The following is a 21,396-nucleotide window of genomic DNA, read 5'->3' as shown; positions in this document are numbered from 1 at the left end:
GCGTCGGGTCGGGGCCTATCGTCCTGGTTCGGGGTGGCGTTCGGCGGCGGGAACGGCCTGCCCCAGCCACTCTGCGAGGGCGAGCGGGTCGGCGTCAGGCAGTGTCTGGTCGAGCGCCCGCACCAGCTCGGGCCGGCCGGCCAGCGCCCCGGCCGCGGCTGGCTGGCCGGTGTGGCGGGCGGTGAGCGCCAGCCCTACCCAGGCGTCGACGTCGCCGGGGTCGGCGGTCAGACGGCGGCGGTACCCGGCCAGCGCGTCCTCCAGCTTGCCCGCCGCGTAGGCCTGGTCGCTCGGGTTCGACACGGGTGGTCCGCTGGCGTCCAGGAGTTGCCGTCGCACCGCGGCCTCCGGGCCGGAGTCGGCGCGTAGGGCCGGGCTGGCCGGGGCCGGCGCGACAGTCGGCGTCGGCATGCCGGCGTCGGGTGCCACGCCCTGCCGCCAGGCCCGCGCCAGCCGGTCCACGCCCTCCGGGTCGGGCGTCAGGTTGGCCAGGCCCCACCGCACCGCGCCGGCGTCAGCCACATCGCGGACCACCGCCTCGACCCGGCCGTCGACCGGGTCCCGCCAGTCGCGCAGAGCCCGGGTCATGCCCGCCACGAAGGACCGGCCGGCAGCTGTCAACTCGGCCGCCCCGGCGAGCTGCCGGGCCGCGCGGCTGGTCTGCTCCCGCCAGTACGCGTACTCGAAAGCGGCAGTGATCCCCTCGTGCTGCCGGCAGCGCCACACCTCGGCCACCCCCAGGTGCGCGTACGCGCCCTGCAACAGGGCGCCAACCGGGCGGGGGTCGAGCCGCCACGGCGCCCGGTACCGGGCCGCCCCTCCCGGCCGGTACAGCGGCACCAGGTCCAGCAGCGCGCCGAGTTTGGTGTGTTGCAGCTCGTGCACGAGCAGCAGCGCGAGGGTCTGGGCGTCGGCCGGCACCGACAGCGCGATGGCACCCAGGGCATCCCGGCTGGTGGCGCTCACCGCGTTGCCGGACGGCGGGGGGAGCAGCGGCACCAGCGAGCGCAGCAGAACGGTCAACGCGTCGGCGTGCGCCGGCAGGTGCGCCAGCAGCCACTGCCACCCGTCGGCCGTGAGCCGGCTGAGCCGGGCCGCCGCCGCGTCGTCCAGCCGGTCTGCCGAGGGCCGGTGGTAGCAGCGCCGCCACGGGTCCTGGTCGTCCACAGTCACCACGAAACCCTCGACGAGGCTGATCCGGCGCAGCGGCCACCAGCTCACCCCGCCGCCGTCGGTGCCAACCCGGCCGCCGCCCGCCGCGCCGCCGATCCGCACCCCGCCGCCCGCCACGCTGCCGATCCGTAGCCCGGCGCCCGCCGCGCCCTCAGCGTCGATCCGCAGCGTGTCGGCCTCGCCGCGCAGCAGCACCGGGCCGGCGGGCAGTCCCGTCGCGGTGCCGACGGTCGGCAAGGGCAGCACGCCGTCGACAGGGCCGGGCAACGTCAGCGTGTACGTCAGCCCGGCGCGGGTCGCGGCCACCGCCGCGAGCGCCGCCAGGTAGGCGGGACCTGTGGTGCCGTCCAGCATGGCGCGGGCCCAACCGGTGACCGGGGGATGGGCCAGCACATCGGCCACGGCGGCCGGGTCAGCCCGCTCGGCCCGGGTCAGCAGGGCCAGGCTCTGCCCCACGAGTGGCTGGTCGGCGGCGGCACGCGCGGCGGCGACGGTCAGCAGCCGGCGGCGACCGAGTTGCCCGCCGCGAAGCACCGCGAACGTGTCGGCGTCGCCGCGCCCGCCAGCCAGCCCGGCGAGCTGTGGTGCGGACAACGGCTCCGACACCACAGCTCACCGCCCGACCGGTGTGCTGAGGTCGGGCCGGGAGGTGATGCGGTGGCGCAGCGCGTCCAGGTCGGCGGCCACTGTGGACCGCACGTGCCCGATCAGCCGGAACAGGTTCCGGCAGTAGACCGACGGGTTGGCGAAGCCGGCGCCGTCGCGGAAACGGTGTGCGTACAGGCCACCGCCGCAGACGCCCACGACCGGGCAGGCCCGGCAGGCCGCCGCCAGGGAGTCGAAACCTGTCGGGCGTCCCGCCAACGAGGGGTGCCGCAGCGCCTCGTCGAGGCTGTGCCGGAACACGTCGAATCCGGTACGCATGGCCGAGGTAGTTGTCGTCTTGAGGGTGTCGGTGCCTTCGATGGTGCCGTCGGTCTCGATCGTCATCACGTCCGGTTCGGCGGTCCCGAGCGCCCGGGTGCCACTGCGACCGCCCAACAGCAACGCGATGAGCGACTCGAACAGCCGGATGCCGGTACGCCGTGGCGTCTCGGCATACCAGCTGTCGAAGACGGCGATGAGCCAGTCCGCGTACGGGGTGGCCGGGTCGTCGGGCTGCCGGCCGGGTGGCGGGCTGCTCCAGTTGCCGTGCGGCAGCAGCAGATCCAGCCGGGGCGGGTCGAACTCGCGCAGACCCTCGTAGACGGCGATCGGATCGTTCGCCAGGTCCACAGTGCAGAGCAGGCCGGCGTAGCGCTCCCGATGCTCGGGCCGGGCCAGCAGGCGCAGCGCGGCGGCCACCTCGGCGAAACTGCCCCGCCCGTCGGCGTGCCGGCGGTTACGGTCGTTGGACACCCGGTCACCGTCGAGGCTCACGCCGACGTCGATGCCGTGGGTGTGGCACAGGCCGAGCGCCGCCTCGTCGAGGAGCAACCCGTTCGTCTGCATCGCCACGTCGAGGGTGGTGCCCGTGGGCATGGCGGCGCGCAGGGTGCGTACCGTCCGGTCGAGTGCGGGCAGGCCGGCGAGCAGCGGCTCCCCGCCGTGCAGCACCACCCGCACCCGGTCGGTGCCGTGCCGGGCCACGTGCGCGGCCAGCCGGTCGGCGACCCGGGCCACGGTGCCCGGCGCCATGACTCGGGGGCGGTCGCGCCAACCCTGGTCGGCGTTGCGGTAGACGTAGCAGTAGTCGCATGCCAGGTTGCACCGCGAGTGGACCTTCAACACCAGTTGGCGGACGCGGGGCACCGACGCGACGCCCGTCGTGTCCACGGCAGGGCGGTGTCGGGTGGCCGACGGCGAGGCGTCGGCCGGCACTGTCAGAAGCTCGATTCGAAAGCCGACACGTCGCCGGGCCGACCCGGCTCACCCTCGGCGGCCAGCGTGCCCAACACGTGGGCAAGGACGCCGTCACCGGCACCGGCCAGCAGATCCGCCAACGGTACGTCGCCGAGCTGCACCAGAGCGGTGCCTGCGGTGCGGGAAAGGGGCGACTGGTCGTGGTCAGCCACCGTGGACCGTCCCGCCGTCGAAGACCCGCACCTGCGTCACCGCTGCGCTCACTCCGCCTTTCTACACCATCGCACCCGGCCCACGACGGCGCGACACCGCAGCCGTACACGCTGGTCATCGGGCCGTCACCGGGCGTACCACCGAAGCTGTCCGGCGGCCCCGGCCGGCGCCCTCGGCCCGGACCGGCGCGGACCGGCGCGAAAAGTTCCTGCCGGCGGACTGTCGTGGTGGGCGGCGGCCGTTCGTGTAGAGGATGGGACATCGGCATCGGGCCGGGTCGCCGCCGCGAGGAGGAACGATGACGCTGTACCTGCTCAGCATCCAGCAACCGCAGGGTGAACGGCCGCCGGAGCCGGAGTTCCTGGCCGCTGTGATGCGGCAGGTCGGCGAGCTGCACGACGAGTTGTTTGCCGCCGGTTCGTGGGTCTTCGGGCAGGGCCTGCACGGCCCGGAGACCGCAACAGTGCTGCGCGCCCGCGACGGCGACGTGCTGATCACCGACGGGCCGTTCGTCGAGGGCAAGGAGTACCTCGGTGGCATCGTCGTCATCGACGTGCCGGACCTGGACGTCGCCCTGGAGTGGGGTCGCCGCTACGCGCTTGCCACCACCCTGCCGATCGAGGTCCGCCCGTTCCAGGGTGGATCCGGGGCCTGAGCGTGCCCGACATCGAGGCGGTGTTCCGGGCCGAGTACGGCCGCGCGGTCGCCGTGCTGGTCCGGCTGCTGGGCGACATCGACCTCGCCGAGGAGGCCGTCCAGGAGGCGTTCACCGTAGCGGTACGGCGTTGGCCGAGCAGCGGCGTACCGCCCAGCCCGGCCGGCTGGATCATCACCACCGCCCGTAACCGGGCCATCGACCGGCTGCGCCGGGAGGCGACCCGGGCCGACCGGCACGCCGAGGCGGCCCTGCTGCACGCCGCCGATCCACCCGTCGAGGAGGGCCCGGTGCGCGACGACCGGCTACGCCTGATCTTCACCTGCTGTCATCCGGCGCTGGCCCCGGCTACCCGCGTCGCGCTCACCCTGCGCCTGCTCGGTGGCCTGAGCACCGCCGAGATCGCCCGCGCTTTCCTGGTCCCCGAGCCGACGATGGCGCAGCGGCTGGTCCGCGCCAAGTCGAAGATCCGCAACGCCCGCATCCCGTACCGGGTGCCCCGCGAGGCCGACCTGCCCGACCGGCTGCACGCCGTCCTCGCGGTGCTTTACCTGATCTTCAACGAGGGGTACACGGCCAGCGCCGGCCCGAGCCTGGTCCGCGCCGAGCTGTGCGCGGAGGCGACGCGCCTGGCCCGGCTGCTCGTGGAGTTGATGCCCGACGAACCGGAGGCGCTCGGCCTGCTCGCGTTGATGCTGCTCACCGAGTCACGCCGGCCGGCACGGACCACGGCCGACGGTGAGCTGGTGCCGCTGCCCCGCCAGGATCGCAGCCTGTGGGACGCCGCGCTGATCGCCGAAGGGCAGGCGCTGGTCCGCCGCTGTCTGCGCCGTGACCGGCCGGGGCCGTACCAGATCCAGGCCGCGATCGCCGCCGTGCACAGCGCCGCGCCGCGCGTCGCCGACACCGACTGGGGGCAGATCCTTCAGCTGTACGACCAGCTGACGGTCCTCGCTCCCGGCCCGGTGGTGGCGCTGAACCGGGCGGTGGCACTGGCCGAGGTGGCCGGGCCGGCGGCGGCGCTGGCCGAGGTGGACCGCCTCGACCTGCCCGGCTACCACGTGCGGGACGTCGTCCGCGCCGACCTGCTGGCCCGCCTCGGCCGACGCGGGGAGGCGGTTGAGGCGTACCGGATGGCCGCCGCCGGCACTGACAACGCGGCTGAACGGGCCTTCCTCACCGCCCGCGCCGCGACGCTGGCGTCGGGTTGACAGTCGGCGGCCGTGCCTACTTGTCGGCCACCGAGTCGCGGGTCGGCTGGCCGGGAACTGATGCCGGCTCGGCGAGGATGCCGTGCATGACGTCCTCGACGTTCGGCACCTGGGCGAGTTCGCCAAGCCCTTCGACGTAGCGCAGCAGCCGGCGCTGCATGGCCGCAAGCTCCGCGCGGCACCGCTCGTCGTCCGGCCAGGCGGACTCCGGCCCGTCCGGGTTGGCCTGCTCCCACGCCCGCAGGCGCGGATGCCACGCCGAGAGGAAGGGCCGAAGCTCGTTGTTGAGCATGGCGATTGCGAGGTGTTCGACTGTCGGGCGGCCGGTGGTACGGATGGAGGGCGTCACCTGACCCAGGATCTCCCTGCTGATCGCGAACAGCTGGTACAGCGACGTCAACGCCTCCCGGATGTGCCCCGTGCCGGTCGCCAGCGGTTGACCGGACACCCGCGTGACAGCCTCGACGAACAGCCGCCACGCGGTTTGCTTGTTGTCCCGGGTGACGGCGAACTTCAGCTCACTGAACTGCGGGACAGAGACCGTGACCTCCGTCAACTGGAACTTCCGGGAGTAGGCGGACGCGACCACCGCCGCGACGCCACCGGCAGTCGTTCCGCAGAGCGCGAAGAGGGCGGGCCCTGTCAGTCGACTGGCCAGATACACCGCCAGGCCCACAGCGGCACCGACGACAAGACCCAGGGCGATGTTGAACCACCGAGAACCGCGCCAACGCATCAGCATCCGTGCATCGTCCCAGACCGCCGCACACCGGCGCGCCCTGCGACACGACGGACCCGGGCGTGGCGTCCGCACGCGCGTTTGCCGCCTGCCTTACGCGGGAAACCGAGGCGCCCCGGCCACGGGTCCACCCGTGGCCGCGAAACCGTATGGAGGCGGCCATGGCGTACCGTCCAACGACCGTCGACACCGTGCCCGACCTGGGCATCCTCACGCTCGGCGTGGAGGAGGAATACCTGATGCTGGACCCGGAGAGCGGGCGGAACCTGCCGGTGGCCGACAAGGTGCTCACCGCGCTGCGCGGACCCGCCCGGGACCAGAGCCGCCAGGAGTTCCGGCACAGCATGGTGGAGATGGTCACCCCGGTCTGCGCCGACCTCTCCGAGCTGCGCGGCCACCTGGTGGCGCTGCGCCGATCCGCCGGGGAGGCCGCCGCCGCGGCAGGGGCACGGCTGGTGGCGGTCGGTGCCACGCCGGTGGCCGAGCCGCACCGGACGGTGCCGGACAAGCCGCGCTACCACGCGATGTCGCGCCGGTACGGGCCTGTGGCGCACGATCCGGCGGTCTGCGGCTGCCACGTGCACGTCGGGCTGCCGGACCGGGAGTTGGCCGTGCAGGTCTGCAACCACCTGCGGGGATGGTTGCCTGTGGTGCAGGCCATCACCACCAACTCGCCGCTGCACGACGGGCAGGACACCGGCCACGCGAGCTGGCGGTCGATGCAGCTGGAACGGTGGCCGAGCATCGGACCGACGCCGTACTTCGAGTCCGCCGCCGACTACGACCGCACCGTCGACGAGCTGATCGCCGCCGGCGTCATGCTGGACGCGGCGATGGTCTACTGGTACGCCCGGCCGTCGTCGGCGTACCCGACAGTGGAGGTGCGCGTCGGTGACGTCTGCTCCGACGTGGATGACGCGGTGCTCGTCGCCGCGCTGGTACGCGCACTTGTCGCCTCCCTCGCCGACGACGTACGCGCCGGTGTGACCGCCCCGCGTACCCGCGACTGTCTGGTGGCGGCGGCGCACTGGCGTGCCGCCCACGACGGCCTGGACGGCGAGCTCATCGACCTGCGGGCCGGCGGCACCCGACCGGCGTGGACGATTGTCGACGACCTGATGGCCAAGGTGGCCCCGGCGCTGCTGCGCCACGGCGACCTCGGGTACGTGCTGGCGCAACTGGCCCGGCTACGCCGTGACGGCACCGGCGCGACCCGCCAGCGTGAGGTGTTGGCGCGTACCGGTGACCTGCGTGCCGTCATCGACGACCTGGCGGCCCGCACGGCCGCCGACTGACCCGACCTGGCGCCGTCTCAGCGGATGTCGTGGGTCTGCAACCAGAGTTCCAGCAGGCCGAGCTGCCACAGCTTGTTGCTGCCGGCCGCCGCCTCGGCGCGGTCCGGCTCGGCGAGCAACCGCGCCACGTACTCCGCGCGGAACAGCCCCCGCTCGCGCGCGACAGGCGCCTGCAACGCCTCGGCGACCAGCTCGCGGACCGGCCCGTCCACATTGCGCAGCGCCGGCACCGGGAAGTAGCCCTTCGGGCGGTCGATCACCTCGGCCGGAACCACCTCCCGGGCGACCTCCTTGAGCACACCCTTGCCGCCCTGGGCCACCTTGTGCTCCGGCGGGCAGTGCGCGGCAAGGGTGACCAGGTCCTGGTCGAGGAACGGGGTACGCACCTCCAGACCCCATGCCATGCTCATGTTGTCCACCCGCTTGACCGGGTCGTCGGGGAGCATCAGGTGGGTGTCCAGGCGCAGCACCGCGTCCAGCGCCGACTGCGCGCCGGGTGCGGCGAGATGCCCGGCGAGCAGGTCCCGGCTGGCGTCGTGGTCCAGCGCGTACTCCGGACCGACGACCTGGCGCAGCTCGTCGTGGTCGCGGTCGAAGAACGCGGCGGCGAACGTCTCCTCGGCGCCGTGCCGGTGCGCCTCGACAAGCGGCTGGTGGTAGCCGTACCCGGCGAACACCTCGTCGGCGCCCTGCCCGGACTGCGCCACCTTCACGTGCCGCGCGACCTGCTCGGACAGCAGATGGAAGGCGACCACGTCGTGGCTGCCCATCGGCTCGCTCATTGCCAGCACGGCCCGGCGTACGGCAGGAACCAGATCGTCGTTGGCCAGTCGGATCCGGTGGTGGTCGGTGTCGTAGGCGCGGGCCACCAGGTCGGAGTAGTGGAACTCGTCGCCGGACTCGTCGCCACGGCTGTCGAAGCCGATGCTGAACGTCCGCAGGTGCTGCTGGCCCGCCTCGGCGAGCAGCGCCACGATGAGGCTTGAGTCCAGACCGCCGGAGAGCAGCACACCCACCGGGACGTCGGCGACAAGCCGTCGACGTACGGCGGTGCGCAGCGCGTCACCGATGGCGGCCCGCCAGTCGGCGGCGTCCATCCCGGCGTCGGCGGGTTCGCGTACGTAGTCGGGCTGCCAGTACACCTCCTCCCGGCTGCGCCCGTCTGCCTCGATCACCCGCAGGGTGGCCGGCGGCAGCTTGCGCACACCGCGCAGCACGGTTCGGGGCGCGGGCACGATGGAGTGCCACGACAGGTAGTGGTGCAACGCCACCGGATCGATGCTGGTGTCCACGTCACCGGCGCTCAGCAGCGCGGGCAGGGTGGAGGCGAACCGGAGCCGCCCAGGGGTCTCGGCGAGGTAGAGCGGTTTGATGCCGAGCCGGTCCCGGGCCAGGATCAGCCGCCGTCGGGGCCTGTCGACAAGCCCGATCGCGAACATGCCCACGAGGTGGTCGACGAAGCGCTCACCCCAGTGCGCGTACGCCACGAGGATGACCTCGGTGTCGCTTGTCGAGTGGAACGCGTACCCGGCGTTGCGCAGCTCCTCGCGCAGCTCCGGGTAGTTGTAGATGCAGCCGTTGAAGACCAGCGCGAGGCCCAGGTCGTCGCGCACCATCGGCTGGCCGCCGGCCTCGGACAGGTCGATGATCGTCAGCCGGCGGTGCCCGAGGGTGACCCAGTCGGCGTCGTACAGTCCCTCGTCGTCCGGGCCGCGGGAGCGCATGGCCTCGGTCATCCGGGTGACCGCCTTCGCGTCGGGCGTCCGGCCGTCGAAGCGGGCCTCCCCGCTGATCCCGCACATCAGGCGGCGCGGTGGTGGTTCGGGCGGGACAGCAGCGGCACGAGAGTCCTCCTGTCACGTCGTCCCGGCAGGCGGTAGCCGGTCCCGTCGACCGGACGGGGGCGGCTGGCTACCCGGATACCGGGTGGCCAAACCGTGCGGCAGTGCCCCCCAGCGTTAGGAAGGGCCCCTTCCTATACACCAGGCGTTAACAAGGTGCCCTTCCTTGCATCAGGCGCGCAGGGTGCGCAGGATGCGGGCCAGTTCGGCGCGGTCGGCGTCGTCGAGGTGGCCGAAGAAGCGGTCCGCCTCGGCGCGGCGGGCGGCCCGGATGGCGGTGCTGACCCGCTCGCCCTCCGCGGTGAGGACGACGAGCGTCGCCCTCCGGTCGGCAGGGTCACGGCGGCGTTCGACGAGTCCTCTGGCCTGTAGGTCGTCGATGACCTCGGTCGCCGAGCGGGGAGCGATGCGCAGGTGCTCGGCGAGGGTGCCGGGGCGTACCTCGCCCTGCCGGGCGAGCACACCCAGCGCCCGGGACTGGCTGGGGGTGATGTCCCAGGGCGCCAGTGCTTCACGGGTCTGCCGGCGCAGACGGGACGCGACGCCCCAGAACGCCTCCGCGAGGCTCTCGTCCTCGCCGCTGTCGGCGGTGTCCGCGATCACCGGAATACCGTAGCAGGCAATGCTGTTGTTCCCTCATGTTGAGGTAACCTCAGCATATCCCGACCGAGAGGTGATACCCCCTTGGAACCCACCCCCATGGGCCGCGACCGCGGCCACCGCACCGTCAGCGCCGAGGAGAAGTCGCAGGCCCGTCAGGTGTCCCTGCGCCGCATCGGCCGCCTGTTCACCCCACACCGGCCCGCGCTTGCCATCGTCACCGCGATCATCGTGCTCTCCTCGATCATCGCGATGGCCACCCCGTTCCTCCTGCGCGCCGTGATCGACAGGGCCCTTCCGCAGGGCGACCTGACCCTGCTCGTCTGGCTGGTCCTCGGCATGGTCGCCGTCGCCGCTGTGACCGCCGTCCTCGGCGTCGTGCAGACCTGGATCTCCACCCAGGTCGGGCAGCGGGTCATGCACCGGCTGCGCACCGACGTCTTCAGCCACCTCCAGCGCCAGTCGCTGGGCTTCTTCACCCGCACCCGCACCGGCGAGGTGCAGTCCCGCATCACAAACGACATCGGCGGCATGCAGTCGGTGGTCACCTCGACCGCCACCGCCGTCGCCTCCAACCTCACCACAGTGGTGGCCACCGCCGTCGCCATGATCGCGCTCTCCTGGCAGCTCTCCCTCGTCTCCCTCGTCGTGCTGCCGCCGGCCATCTGGCTGACCCGCCGCGTCGCCCGCATGCGCCGCGAGATCACCGCCCAGCGGCAGCGTGAACTGGCCGACCTCAACGTCACTGTCGAGGAAGGGCTCTCGATCAGCGGCGTGCAGCTCGCCAAGACCCTCGGCACCGGCCCGGCGCTCATCGACCGGTTCACCGCCTCCTCGGCCCGACTCGTCGACCTTGAGCTGCGCAGCGAGCTTGCCGGTCGCTGGCGGATGGCTTCGATGAGCATCATCTTCGCCGCCGTACCTGCTGTCATCTACCTCGCCGCCGGCCTGCCCGGCACCGCCGGCACCCTGAGCATCGGCACCCTGGTCGCCTTCACCGCGCTGCAGGGCGGCCTGTTCCGGCCACTGATGGGGCTGCTCAACGTGGGCGTGTCGCTGACCGCCTCGCTGGCGCTGTTCGCCCGCATCTTCGAATACCTGGACCTCCCCGTCGACGTGGCCGACCCCACCGAGCCGGTCGCTGTCGACCCCGACCGGGTACGCGGACACCTGCGCCTGGACGACGTCACCTTCGGCTACCCCGGCAGCGACACCGCAGCCCTCGCCGGGATCACCCTCGACGTGCCCGCCGGCACCAGCCTCGCCCTCGTCGGCGAGACCGGCTCCGGCAAGAGCACGCTCGCCGGGCTGATCAGCCGCCTGCACGACCCCACCGCCGGCCGGATCACCATCGACGGCGTCGACCTGCGCGACATGCGCCTTGCCGACCTGGCCGCCATCGTCGGCGTGGTAAGCCAGGAGACGTACCTGCTGCACACCACGGTCCGGGAGAACCTGCGCTACGCCCGGCCGGACGCCACCGACGCCGAGATCGAGGACGCGGCCCGCGCCGCCCAGATCCACGACCTGATCGCCGACCTTCCCGACGGGTACGACACCATGGTCGGCTCGCGCGGGCACCGTTTCTCCGGCGGCGAGAAGCAGCGGTTGGCCATCGCCCGTACGCTGCTGCGCGACCCACGCATCCTGGTCCTCGACGAGGCCACCAGCGCGCTGGACACCGAGACCGAGCGGGCCGTGCAGCGGGCCTTCGACGTGCTCGCCGAGGGCCGCACCACGATCACCATCGCGCACCGGCTCTCCACAGTCCGCGACGCCGACCAGATCGCGGTGCTCGACCACGGTCGGATCGTCGAGTCCGGCGACCACGACAGCCTGCTGCACCGCAACGGCCGCTACGCCACGCTTGCGGCCTGACCTCTGCTCACAACGATCTCGAAACCGTCGCTAAACCGTCTCATTATTGTCGGTTAGGTGCCGGTAGACGGTGGCCCGCGAGACCCCCAGCGTCGCGGCGATCGCGTCCACCGAGTGGGTGCCCGCCGCGTGCATCCGCCGCGCCGCCTCGACCTGCTCCCGGGCCAGCGCCGGGGGCCGCCCCGGCCGGCGCCGACCAGCGCCCGACTGCGGGGCCGGCGACCCCACGGCAGCGCCCGCCGTGGCCAGGTCCCGTCGAGGTGGGGGTGCGGCGTCCGGGGTCAGCAGTCGGCGTACGCCGTCGAGCATGTCGGCCCGCAGCACCTCGTCGGGCACGTCGGTGAAGAAGACGACCGGATCGCTGCACGTGGCCACCGCCTGGACCGCCCGGACCCGGTCCCGGCGACCGCCGTCCGGCCCCGCGATGACGTCGTTGGCACGCATCGCGATCGTCATGAGACGGTGGTACGTGTCGCCCCGGCCGACGAGCGCGATGTCGTGGAAGAGCATGCCGAGCGGCCGGCGGTGGGCGAGCATGATGTCGACCCAGCCCTCCAGCACCGTCCACCGTGCCTGCTCGGTCGGCTGCCCCTGCGCGGAGTCGAGCAGTGCCTCCAGATCGGCCACCAACGGTTCGACAAGGGCGCCGAGCAGGTGCTCCTTGGCCGGGAAGTGGTATAGGACGGCGGCCTTTGTCAGCCGCAGCCGTTCGCCGATCTGGCGCAGGGAGGTGCGCTGGTAGCCGTGTTCGGCGAAGAGGTCGAGCGCGGCACGCAGGATCCGGGTACGGGTGTCGTCCGCGGGATCGGCGGTCATTGCGCCAGCCTAGATGAGCGCCTCCGGGTCGCTCGCCGACACCGAGTGGCGGTCGCGCTCGTTCGTGTCCGTGGTCACCGTTGATTCGTCTGACCGTCGGTCAGTACAGTGAGGGTGATCGACGCAGCCAACGGCAGGAGGGGCGATGCCCGTCATCTCGATCGGCAACCTGGTCAAGACGTTCGGTGCCATCCGGGCACTCGACGGGCTCGACCTTCAGGTCGAGCGGGGGGAGGTGCACGGCTTCCTCGGCCCCAACGGCGCCGGCAAGTCGACAGCCATCCGGATCCTGCTCGGCCTGCTGCGTCGCGACTCCGGCGAGGCGCTGGTGCTCGACGCCGACCCGTGGCGCGATGCCGTCCGCCTGCACCGCCGGCTGGCGTACGTGCCCGGCGACGTCAACCTCTGGCCCAACCTCACCGGGGGAGAGGCGATCGACCTGCTCGGTGAGCTGCGCGGCGGCCTCGACAAGCACCGCCGCGACGAGCTGCTGCAGCGTTTCGACCTGGACCCCACCCGCAGGTGCCGCACCTACTCCAAGGGCAACCGGCAGAAGGTCGCCATCGTCGCCGCGTTCGCGTCGAACGTGGAGCTGTACGTGCTCGACGAGCCGACCTCCGGCCTCGACCCCCTCATGGAGGCGGTGTTCCAGGACGAGGTCCGGCGGATCAAGCGGGCCGGCGCGACAGTGCTGCTCTCCAGCCACGTGCTCGCCGAGGTCGAGGCCCTCTGCGACCGGGTCAGCATCATCCGCGAGGGCCGGACCGTCGAGTCCGGCACTCTCACCGAGCTGCGCCACCTCACCCGTACGGCAGTGACTGTCGAGACGGCCCGCCCGGCGACCGGCCTGGCCGAGCTGCCCGGCGTGCACGACGTGCACGAGGTCGACGGTCGTACCCACCTGGAGGTCGAGCCGGCGCACCTGGACGAGCTGCTCGGCCGGCTCGTCCACTTCGGTGTCCGGGCGCTGACAAGCACACCGCCCACACTGGAACAACTCTTCCTGCGTCACTACGGCGACGACCCCGCCGCTAACGGCCACGCCGCCGACGTCCCCGCCGCCGACGCCCCAGGGGCCGGTGCGCGGTGAGCGCCCTCACCGGTACGCCCCGGCTGGCCCGGCTGGTGTTGCGCCGCGACCGGATCCGCCTCGCCATCTGGGTCCTCGGCACGCCGCTGCTCGGCTACGCGCTCGCCGGCAGCGTCGCCGACATCTACCCCGACGAGGCAGCCCGCCAGGGCTACGCCACCACATCGGCGTCCAGCCTCGTCGCCCGCGCCTTCAACGGGCCGATCGCCGGCACCGACCTCGGCGCCGTGGTGGTCGCCGAGACGTACGTGACGCTGGCCCTGATCGTCGCGCTGCTGAGCACCTTCGCCGTGGTCCGGCACACGCGCCAGGACGAGGAGACCGGCCGGGCCGAGCTGCTCGGCGCGTCAGTCGTCGGCAGGTACGCGCCGCTCACCGCCGCGCTGGCGGTCGTCGTCACGGCGAACGTGCTGGCCGCTGCGCTGCTCCTGCTCGCGCTGGCCGGCGCCGGCCTGCCACTTGCCGGTTCGGTGGCCGCGGCCGGCGCGATCGGTGGCGTCGGCGTCGCCTTCACTGCCGTCGCCGCTGTCACCGCGCAGCTCTCGGTGACCGCCCGAGGCGCCAACGCGCTCGCCGCCGCAGTCGTCGGGCTCTCCTTCGTGCTGCGCGCCGCCGGTGACGTCCTCGGCGAGCAGAGCGCCGACGGCACCCGGGTACGCAGCGCCTGGCCGTCCTGGCTCTCCCCGCTCGGTTGGGGCAACCAGGTGCGCGCCTTCGGCGACGAGCGCTGGTGGGTGCTCGCCCTGCCCGTTCTGCTGCTGGTCGCCGGGGTGGCGCTCGCGTACGCCCTCGCGGAGCGACGTGACCTGGGCGCCGGCCTCGTCGCACCCCGGCGCGGCCCGGCCACCGGCGCGGCCGGGCTGCTCAGCCCCGCCGGTCTGGCCTGGCGTACGCAACGCGGGACCCTGCTGGGCTGGGCGGTCGGAGTGGCGGTCCTCGGCCTGTCGATGGGCGTCGCCGCCGACGAGTTCAACGCGATGATCGACGCGAACCCGGCCGCCGCCGAGGCGATAAACGCGATGGGCGGCGGCGACAACCTCCTCGACGCGTACCTGGCCGCGATGCTGGGGCTGTTCGCGCTGACCATCGGCGCGTACGTCGTGCAGGCCCTGTTGCGCGTACGCGGCGACGAGACCGACGGGACACTGGAGGCCGCGCTGGCCACCGCCGTCGGTCGTACCCGCTGGCTGGGCACCCAGGTGCTCGCCGCAGTGCTCGGCGCTGTCGCGTTGCTGCTGCTCGCCGGCCTGACCACCGGCCTCGGCTACGGCCTGGTCACCGGCGATCCGCTCGGCTCGGCCGTCGAGCTGGCTGGCGCCGCGCTGCTGCGGCTGCCCGCCCTCCTGGTGGTCGCCGGGGTGGTGACAGCGCTGTTCGGTCTGCTGCCCCGCCGGTCGGTGGCGCTGTCCTGGGCGGTGCTGCTGGTCTTCCTGCTGCTCGGTCAGCTCGGCGCGGTCCTGGAGTTGCCGCAGGCGGCGCTCGACGTGTCGCCGTACACCCATGTGCCTTCCGTGCCCGCTGTCGACCCGGTGGCGCTGCCGCTCGTGGTGCTGACAGCGGTGGCCGCGTTGCTGCTCACGGCGGGCATGGCCGGCTTCCGCCGGCGGGACGTCCCGAGCTGACCGGCGTTGCCGCGGCCCACCGATCTCCACGCAGTGGTATTGACACGTAACGCTTTGCATCCCATGGTCGATGGACCCGTTTTCTCCGTCGAAGGGTCGCAGGATGGTCAGCAGCGAACACAGGTACGTCATCGTCGGGGCCGGGCCTGCCGGCCTCCAACTGAGCTACTACCTCCAGCAGCAGGGCGCCGACTACCTGACGTTCGAAAGCGGCGACGCGCCGGGCGGGTTCTTCAGGCGGTTTCCGCGCCACCGCCGGCTCATCTCGCTCAACAAGGTGCACACCGACAGCACCGATCCCGAGATCCGCCTCCGCTGGGACTGGAACTCACTGCTCAACGACGACCCGGACCTGCTGTTCCCGAAGTTCAGCGAGGAGTACCTGCCGGCGGCCGACGACCTGGTGCGCTACCTCGCCGAGTTCCAACGTGTCCACAAGCTCAACGTCCGCTACGGCACGACTGTCGAGCGGATCACGCGGACCGACGACGGCTTCACGGTGCGCACCGACCAGGGTGAGGTGCGGGCTCGCTGCCTGGTCGTGGCCACCGGCTGGGGCCAGCCGTTCGTGCCCGCGATCAAGGGCATCGAACACGCCATCGGGTACGAGGACATGGTCGTCGACCCCACGGCGTACGACGGTCAACGGGTCCTGATCATCGGCAAGGGCAATTCCGCGTTCGAGACGGCGTCGGCGATCCTCGGGCGGGCGTCGATGGTGCACCTGGCCAGCCGGCAACCGTTGCGACTGGCATGGAACACCAAACACCCCGGCGACGTCCGAGGCCAGTACGGCGCGATCCTGGACAGCTACCAGTTCAAGACGCTGCACTCGGTGCTGGACTGCACGATCGACGAGATCCGTCCCGTCGACGGGCGGTACCAGGTGTCCATCACGTACACCCACGCCCAGGGGGAGACCGCCGTCCTCGACTACCACACGGTGCTGCGGTGCACGGGCTTCCGGATGAACACCGCCATGTTCGACGAGACGGTCCGCCCCGACATGGTGCGCGACGGCCGCATGCCCGGCCTGCGCCCCGACTGGCAGTCGAGCAACATCGACGACCTGTACTTCGCCGGCACCATCGCCCAGGACCGGGACGTCAAACACGCCTCGTCGCCCTTCATCGACGGCTTCCGGTACAACCTGCGCACGTTCACGCGGATGCTGCGGGAGCGCTACGACGGCGTGCCGCTGCCGTACGCGACGACACCGGCCGACCCCGCGTCGCTCACCAAACTCATGCTCGACCGGGTCAACTGGTCCTCGGCGTTGTGGACCCAGTTCGAATACCTCTGCGACGTCTTCGTCCGCGACGACGCCACAGGCGACTTCCACCACTACGAGGACCTGCCGGAGGACTACGCGGTGGAGCGCTTCGGGGCCGCCACGCAGTGGTACACGCTCGCGCTGCGGTGGGGCCGCGACGACTACGGCGACGTCTTCGCCATCGACAGGCACCCGACCCCCGACCGGGCGAGGGAGAGCGCCTTCATCCACCCGGTGATCCGCCGTTACCGCGGCGCGGAACTCGTCGCCGAGCAGCACCTGCTTGAGGACCTGCTGGCCGAGTGGCGACGCCCGGACCGCCACGTCGACCCCCTTGTCGAATTCCTGACCACTGACCTCACCAGCGGATCATGACCTCGTCGAGAGGTTTGCGGGTGAGGTCGGGCACCTGGGCGTCCGGGGCGGGATACCCGACGGGCATCACCACGTACGGGCGCTCCTCCGGTGGGCGCTCGCACACCTCGTTGAGGAACCGCATCGGACTGGGCGTGTGGGTCAGGGTGACCAGGCCGGCGTGGTGCAGCGCGGTGATCAGCAGGCCGACGGCGATGCCCACGGACTCCTTGACGTAGTAGGGCTTCGGGCTGTTCGGCCCCTGGTGCACCTCGAAGACGACGATGACGGCGGGTGCGGTCTCCAGGAACGGCTTCCGCCAGTCGGTGCCGAGCCTGGCGATCGCACCCAGCCACTCCGCCGAGGCGCGGCGGTCGTAGAAGGCGCGTTCCTCGGCCTCCGCCGCCTCGCGCAGCCGGCGTTTGCGTGCCGGGTCGGTAAGCACCACGAACCGCCACGGCTGCACGTTCGCACCACTGGGCGCTGTCGACGCGGCCCGGATGGCGGCCTCGATCACCCCGTCGGGAATCGGGTCGCCGGCGAAGTCACGCACGGAACGGCGTAACGCCATCCGTTCGGCGAACGCCTCGGCGTCGCGCACCATGTCCGCCGGGGGCCTCCGGTCGTGCTGGATGGCGACAGTGGACAGAAGATCTGCGTCATTCACCTGGGACCTCCCTGATCCGGTGCACCGGTCTCCACGGGAGGGAACGCCTGCCGCGACATCCGGTTCCTCAAGCATTTCCGGGGTCGGGCGGCTTGTCGTTACGCCGTTGTGCTTTCTTCGTATCTGGGCCGGTCGGACGCCGTCCGGGCGGTGATCTCGTCGACCACATCGGTCAGACGCCCACGTCGCGCCGCGGCGGCCCGCTGCCGGGTGGCCCCGTCGCCGTTCGCGGCGAGCCACCCCAGCCAGGACTCCACAGGATCCCGGTCGCCCGCGGCGTCAAGCGCCGGCCGGGCCAGCGCCACAAGCCGCTTGGCGAGAGCCGCCGCGGGCAGCAGCCGGCCCGTGATCACGTCGACGCCGTGCCCGCCCATCCCGTCGCGGGCCGCCCGCCAGTACGCGAGCCGCATCAGCTCAGCGGTCGGCTGCGGCCCCTCGTCACCGGCGTCGACGGCCTCCCCGGCGACGACCGCCAGAGCCCGCACCAGGGCCGCCAGCGCCGCCGACTCCACGGCGGTCAGGGGTACGTCGGCCACCCGTACCTCGAGGGTCGGGTGGTTGATCGACAGGCGGAGGTCCCAGAAGATCGTGCCGTGGTCGACAAGGGCGCCCGCATCCAGGAGCATCGCCACGTGGTCGTCGTACTGCCGCGCCGACCGCAGGAACGGCGGCGGACCGGCCACCGGCCAGCGCCCCCACGTGACGGTGCGCCAACTCGCGTACCCGGTGTCGCGCTCGGCCCAGTAGGGCGAGTTGGCGGTGAGGGCGACGAACACCGGCAGGTGCTGGCGCAGATGGTTGCCGATCAGCACGGCGCGGTCCCGGTCGGGCTCCTCCACGTGGACGTGGACGGCGCAGATCGCCAGTTCGTCGTGCAGCCCACGGAAGGTTGCGGTGCCCCGGTCCTGGCGGGGTCCCTCGGTGATGGGCGGCGGTACGGCACACCCGAGCACCGGTGAGCCGCTGGCGATCACCCGCAGACCCGCCGACCGGGCCGCCGCCTGGACGGCGGCGCGACCCTCGACCAACTGCGCGCGGAGATCGTCCACGCTGCGGCACGGGTCGGTGCGGGTCTCCACCTGGAACTTGGTGATCTCACCACCGACCCGGGCACCGAGCGCCGGGCGCGCCCTGTCGACCACAGTCGCCGCCTCCGGCACTACCGCACCCCGCGCGGCGTCGACGACGAGGAACTCCTCCTCGACGCCGAGCAGGGGAACCGACGATGCAGAGCGCTGTTGCGTAGTCATACCGACGCCGACCCCTCGCTGCCGGACGTTCGCCGGCGTTGAGGAGGTTACTGGATGTCATCGATGGGTTGCGATCCGAAACGCTCCAACGTGGACAGTGTGTCGACGAGCCCGGCCAGGAGCGCCGTCCGCTCGGGCATCCGGTCGAGGCAGACGTACTCGTCGGCGGCGTGCGCACCGCCTCCCACCGCGCCCAGGCCGTCCAGTGTCGGCACGCCCAGCGCGGCGGTGAAGTTGCCGTCGGACGCGCCGGCGGCGGACGCGCCAACCAGCCGCGGAATGCCGAGCTGACCCGCGATCGACTGAGCCAGCTCCAGAAGCGGCCGCGCGAGCTCGGGCGACATGGGGTACCTGTTGATCCCGCCCTGCACCGCAAGCGTCGCCTCGGGCAGGAACGGCACCAACCCACGGATCGCATGATCGACGCGCTCGAGTTCGTCAGCGGTCCAGGCTCGCACGTCGACGGCCAGGCTGGCACGCTCGGGCACCGTGTTGGTCGTCGTGCCCGCCGACAGCAGCGTCGGCGTGACCGAGGTGCCGCCGCTGTCCGCCGCGCCGAGCGACCTCAACGTGAGAACCTGGTGGGCGACCTCGACAGTTGCGTTGACCCCGCGCTGCGGCTCGACGCCGGCGTGCGCGGCGCGACCCGAGACGGTGAGCCGGTACACCGACCCGCCCTTGCGAGCCACCTTCACGTGCCCCTCCGGGGTGGCCGCCTCGCAGACGAGGACGGCACCCGAGCGCCGAGCCTCACGCTCGATCAACGGTCTCGATGTGACGGAGCCGCTCTCCTCGTCACAGGTGAGCAGCACACCGACAGCCGAGGTGTCCTCAAGCAGGTGCAGCGCCGTGAACATCTGCACGATCCCGGCCTTCATGTCACACACACCAGGTCCCGTCGCGACGTCCCCGCGTACGGTGAACGGCCTCGACCGGACCGTGCCGGCCGGAAAGACCGTGTCGAAATGACCCAGGAGCAGCACACGCTGGTCGACGGCCGGCCACAGCAGGTGCGGCAGACCATCGACGACGACCCGGCGGGCGGGTCGGCCGAGCACCTCCTCGCCCCAGCGGGCGAGCAGGTCGGCGCAGGATCCCAGTTGGGGCATCGAGCCTGGCGGCGACTCGCACGAGACGAGCGCGTCCAGTCTGTCGACCATGTCGGTTCGGAGCTTCTCGGCGGTGTCAAGCAGACGGAGTGGGTGCTCCATCGTTCCCTCCAACCGCACGACCGGCGGCCTGGCCGGGCGTGCCCATCGACAATCGCAGGAGGCCCGGGGTGCGGTCACCCTTGTCTTTGCTCAGCTGAACGGCGTCTGGCGACCACGTCTGTCGGACACCGCGTCCGCCACTTTCCCGACAGCGTCCGGGGCCGCAGGGGCGTACCGTTCGCGGTCGAGCGTAGGGAGGGGCAGGAATGAGCCACCTGCAACAGGCCGAGCAGTCGCCGGACACCGAGCGGATCTTCGATGCCGACACGAGGGCGATGGGCTACCTGCCCAACTACACGAGGTTGTTCGCCCACAGCCCGGCCGTGTACCTGGCCTGGCAGCAGCTCAACGGTGCGGTGAAGGCCGAGATGGAGCTGCGCCGCTACGAGTTGGCGACCCTCGCCGCGGCACGGGCCCTGAAGTCCTCCTACTGCGGACTGGCGCACGGGAAGCTCATGCGGGACAAGCTCTTCGACGCATCGACTGTCGCCGCCATCGCGACGGAGCACGGCAGCGCCGACCTCTCCGCGCAGGAGGTCGCAGTCGTCACGTTCGCCGGGAAGGTCGCGACCGATGCGAACTCCGTCGGCGCGGCAGACATCGCTGTCCTACGCGATCACGGCCTCGATGACACGGAGATCTTCCGCGTGATCCTCGCCGTTGGTGCCAGATGCTTCTTCAGCACCGTCCTCAGCGCCGCCGGGGCAGAACCCGACCCGCAGTACAACGACAGCCTCGACGAAGACCTACGGCGGGCGTTGAGCTTCGGCGGCTAGAGCCAGGCCGACGAGTGGCCCGGATCAACGATGCTGTGTAGCGCTTCGCGGCAGGGTCGGAGGATGCTCAGCGTTCGAAGAACTCGGTCAACGCCGGCGCGAGGACGTCGGCGGGGACCCCGTGCCATTCACCGGGCAGGCTTCGGTGAAAACTGTTGGGCATCGCCTTCGCAATGGTGGCGGTCATGCCGGTGAGGTCGTCGCCGCTCGCTTCGCTGCCCAGGACGAGAGTCGGCACGCTCACCGACGCCAGGAGATGGAGCGAGGTGGCCTCGCTGACCATGCAGTCGTAGACGAGGGTGTGCGCGACCGCCTCCATCGCGGACCAGGACTGACTCCCGCGCATCCCGGCGATGACCTCGTCGGGCACGCCGACGCCGGTCAGGAAGTGCTCCACCGCAGCCGCACGCTGCTCTGCCGCTATCAGTCCAGCGAGTTCGGCGGTGAAGGCTGCCTGCGCCGATCTGTCCTCGGTGGCCTCGATCGGCGGCTCGAGAAGCGCCAGCTTGGGAATCGCGAGTCCGCTCGCGGCGGCGTGCAGGGCGACCAGGCCGCCAGACGAGAAACCATAGAGGAATGCCTCGCCGCCGGCGTCGTCGATGAGCGCGGCGAGGTCGTCGACCTCGCGCTCGACGGCGTACGGCTGGGTGTCTGTGCTGTCTCCCCGGCCGCGGCGGTCGTAGTGGTAGACGGTGAAGTTGGTAGCGAGCAGGTCGATCAGCCCGCCGAACGAGCTGAGCCCGCGGTAGTGCCCGGCGGCGTCCACAAGAATGAGGGCGGGCCCGCTGCCGGCCTGCTCGTAGGCGATCGAGGTGCCGTCCCTGGACGTCGCAGTCCTGCTGGTCGTTGGCTTCGTCATCGCCACTGACGTTACCCCTCAACGATGGGTG

19 protein-coding genes are annotated in these 21,396 nt (G+C 71.9%); 8 read left to right on the top strand and 11 right to left on the bottom strand.

Annotated elements, in window-relative coordinates; genetic code table 11:
- Positions 1 to 15: 15 nt before the first annotated feature.
- The 3 genes from ACLQ23_RS20315 to fxsA are packed head-to-tail and all read right to left on the bottom strand — an operon-like array spanning position 16 to position 3,227.
- On the bottom strand, positions 16 to 1,779 hold the full coding sequence (locus tag ACLQ23_RS20315) for an aKG-HExxH-type peptide beta-hydroxylase (protein WP_355589086.1): 1,764 nt from the start codon (positions 1,777 to 1,779) through the stop codon (positions 16 to 18).
- A gap of 6 nt (positions 1,780 to 1,785) precedes the next feature.
- A complete protein-coding gene (locus ACLQ23_RS20310) occupies positions 1,786 to 2,988 on the bottom strand; it encodes an FxsB family cyclophane-forming radical SAM/SPASM peptide maturase (RefSeq protein ID WP_425880935.1) in 1,203 nt (400 codons plus the stop codon).
- Between the two features lie 47 nt (positions 2,989 to 3,035).
- Positions 3,036 to 3,227 carry an FxSxx-COOH cyclophane-containing RiPP peptide gene (gene fxsA, locus ACLQ23_RS20305; protein WP_355589089.1) on the bottom strand — a complete coding sequence of 64 codons (192 nt, stop codon included), beginning with the start codon at positions 3,225 to 3,227 and terminating at the stop codon, positions 3,036 to 3,038.
- Between the two features lie 299 nt (positions 3,228 to 3,526).
- Between fxsA and ACLQ23_RS20300 the strand changes: the two genes are divergently transcribed.
- Both ACLQ23_RS20300 and ACLQ23_RS20295 read left to right on the top strand, forming a co-directional pair.
- Positions 3,527 to 3,883: a YciI family protein gene (locus tag ACLQ23_RS20300; protein WP_355589091.1), complete on the top strand. Its 357-nt coding sequence runs from the start codon at positions 3,527 to 3,529 to the stop codon at positions 3,881 to 3,883.
- Between the two features lie 2 nt (positions 3,884 to 3,885).
- Positions 3,886 to 5,094 (top strand): RNA polymerase sigma factor, encoded by a 1,209-nt coding sequence (locus ACLQ23_RS20295; protein WP_355631618.1) that lies wholly within the window; start codon positions 3,886 to 3,888, stop codon positions 5,092 to 5,094.
- 16 nt (positions 5,095 to 5,110) lie between these two features.
- Here ACLQ23_RS20295 and ACLQ23_RS20290 read toward each other — a convergent pair whose 3' ends face one another.
- Positions 5,111 to 5,836, bottom strand: a complete 726-nt coding sequence (locus tag ACLQ23_RS20290) for a hypothetical protein (protein WP_425735200.1) — start codon at positions 5,834 to 5,836, stop codon at positions 5,111 to 5,113.
- 158 nt (positions 5,837 to 5,994) lie between these two features.
- Between ACLQ23_RS20290 and ACLQ23_RS20285 the strand changes: the two genes are divergently transcribed.
- Complete coding sequence (locus ACLQ23_RS20285) at positions 5,995 to 7,128, top strand: carboxylate-amine ligase (protein ID WP_425735199.1); 1,134 nt, start codon at positions 5,995 to 5,997, stop codon at positions 7,126 to 7,128.
- Positions 7,129 to 7,145: 17 nt separating this feature from the next.
- On the opposite strand, the gene ACLQ23_RS20280 is transcribed toward ACLQ23_RS20285, so the two are convergent.
- Together ACLQ23_RS20280 and ACLQ23_RS20275 are read right to left on the bottom strand one after the other, a co-directional pair.
- The gene (locus ACLQ23_RS20280; protein WP_355631621.1) at positions 7,146 to 8,930 is read right to left on the bottom strand and encodes an N-acetylglutaminylglutamine amidotransferase; all 1,785 of its coding nucleotides are present in this window, start codon (positions 8,928 to 8,930) and stop codon (positions 7,146 to 7,148) included.
- A 210-nt stretch (positions 8,931 to 9,140) separates the two neighbouring features.
- On the bottom strand, positions 9,141 to 9,572 hold the full coding sequence (locus tag ACLQ23_RS20275) for a MarR family winged helix-turn-helix transcriptional regulator (RefSeq protein ID WP_355631623.1): 432 nt from the start codon (positions 9,570 to 9,572) through the stop codon (positions 9,141 to 9,143).
- A 96-nt stretch (positions 9,573 to 9,668) separates the two neighbouring features.
- On the opposite strand from ACLQ23_RS20275, the gene ACLQ23_RS20270 reads away from it, so the two are divergent.
- Entirely contained in the window at positions 9,669 to 11,447 is a 1,779-nt protein-coding gene (locus ACLQ23_RS20270; RefSeq protein WP_355631629.1) for an ABC transporter ATP-binding protein, read from the top strand.
- Positions 11,448 to 11,477: 30 nt separating this feature from the next.
- Here the strand turns inward: ACLQ23_RS20270 and ACLQ23_RS20265 are convergent, their stop codons facing one another.
- Entirely contained in the window at positions 11,478 to 12,263 is a 786-nt protein-coding gene (locus ACLQ23_RS20265; RefSeq protein WP_355589102.1) for a TetR family transcriptional regulator, read from the bottom strand.
- 145 nt (positions 12,264 to 12,408) lie between these two features.
- Between ACLQ23_RS20265 and ACLQ23_RS20260 the strand changes: the two genes are divergently transcribed.
- The 3 genes from ACLQ23_RS20260 to ACLQ23_RS20250 all read left to right on the top strand — a co-directional run bounded on the left by ACLQ23_RS20260 (position 12,409) and on the right by ACLQ23_RS20250 (position 16,623).
- Positions 12,409 to 13,353: an ABC transporter ATP-binding protein gene (locus ACLQ23_RS20260; protein ID WP_355589104.1), complete on the top strand. Its 945-nt coding sequence runs from the start codon at positions 12,409 to 12,411 to the stop codon at positions 13,351 to 13,353.
- Positions 13,350 to 14,975, top strand: coding sequence for an ABC transporter permease (locus ACLQ23_RS20255; protein WP_425735196.1), 1,626 nt, complete (start codon positions 13,350 to 13,352; stop codon positions 14,973 to 14,975). The genes ACLQ23_RS20260 and ACLQ23_RS20255 overlap by 4 nt, the downstream gene beginning before the upstream one ends.
- Positions 14,976 to 15,078: 103 nt before the next feature.
- Positions 15,079 to 16,623, top strand: a complete 1,545-nt coding sequence (locus ACLQ23_RS20250; protein ID WP_355589108.1) for an NAD(P)-binding domain-containing protein — start codon at positions 15,079 to 15,081, stop codon at positions 16,621 to 16,623.
- On the opposite strand, the gene ACLQ23_RS20245 is transcribed toward ACLQ23_RS20250, so the two are convergent.
- From ACLQ23_RS20245 to ACLQ23_RS20235, 3 genes are all read right to left on the bottom strand, one after another.
- A complete protein-coding gene (locus ACLQ23_RS20245) occupies positions 16,607 to 17,206 on the bottom strand; it encodes a nitroreductase family protein (RefSeq protein ID WP_157552942.1) in 600 nt (199 codons plus the stop codon). The genes ACLQ23_RS20250 and ACLQ23_RS20245 overlap by 17 nt on opposite strands.
- A gap of 161 nt (positions 17,207 to 17,367) precedes the next feature.
- Entirely contained in the window at positions 17,368 to 18,519 is a 1,152-nt protein-coding gene (locus ACLQ23_RS20240; protein ID WP_355589110.1) for a carboxylate-amine ligase, read from the bottom strand.
- Between the two features lie 47 nt (positions 18,520 to 18,566).
- Positions 18,567 to 19,730: a M20 family metallopeptidase gene (locus ACLQ23_RS20235; RefSeq protein WP_425880934.1), complete on the bottom strand. Its 1,164-nt coding sequence runs from the start codon at positions 19,728 to 19,730 to the stop codon at positions 18,567 to 18,569.
- Positions 19,731 to 19,936: 206 nt separating this feature from the next.
- Here ACLQ23_RS20235 and ACLQ23_RS20230 point away from each other — a divergent pair, with 206 nt between their 5' ends.
- Positions 19,937 to 20,506, top strand: a complete 570-nt coding sequence (locus tag ACLQ23_RS20230) for a peroxidase (protein ID WP_355589114.1) — start codon at positions 19,937 to 19,939, stop codon at positions 20,504 to 20,506.
- Positions 20,507 to 20,573: 67 nt separating this feature from the next.
- Here ACLQ23_RS20230 and ACLQ23_RS20225 read toward each other — a convergent pair whose 3' ends face one another.
- Positions 20,574 to 21,365, bottom strand: coding sequence for an alpha/beta fold hydrolase (locus ACLQ23_RS20225; RefSeq protein ID WP_425880933.1), 792 nt, complete (start codon positions 21,363 to 21,365; stop codon positions 20,574 to 20,576).
- Positions 21,366 to 21,396: the final 31 nt, after the last annotated feature.

It is taken from the genome of Micromonospora sp. DT41 (assembly GCF_049841715.1).
Classification (GTDB): domain Bacteria; phylum Actinomycetota; class Actinomycetes; order Mycobacteriales; family Micromonosporaceae; genus Micromonospora; species Micromonospora profundi.
This window is presented reverse-complemented; position numbering and strand designations above follow the sequence as displayed.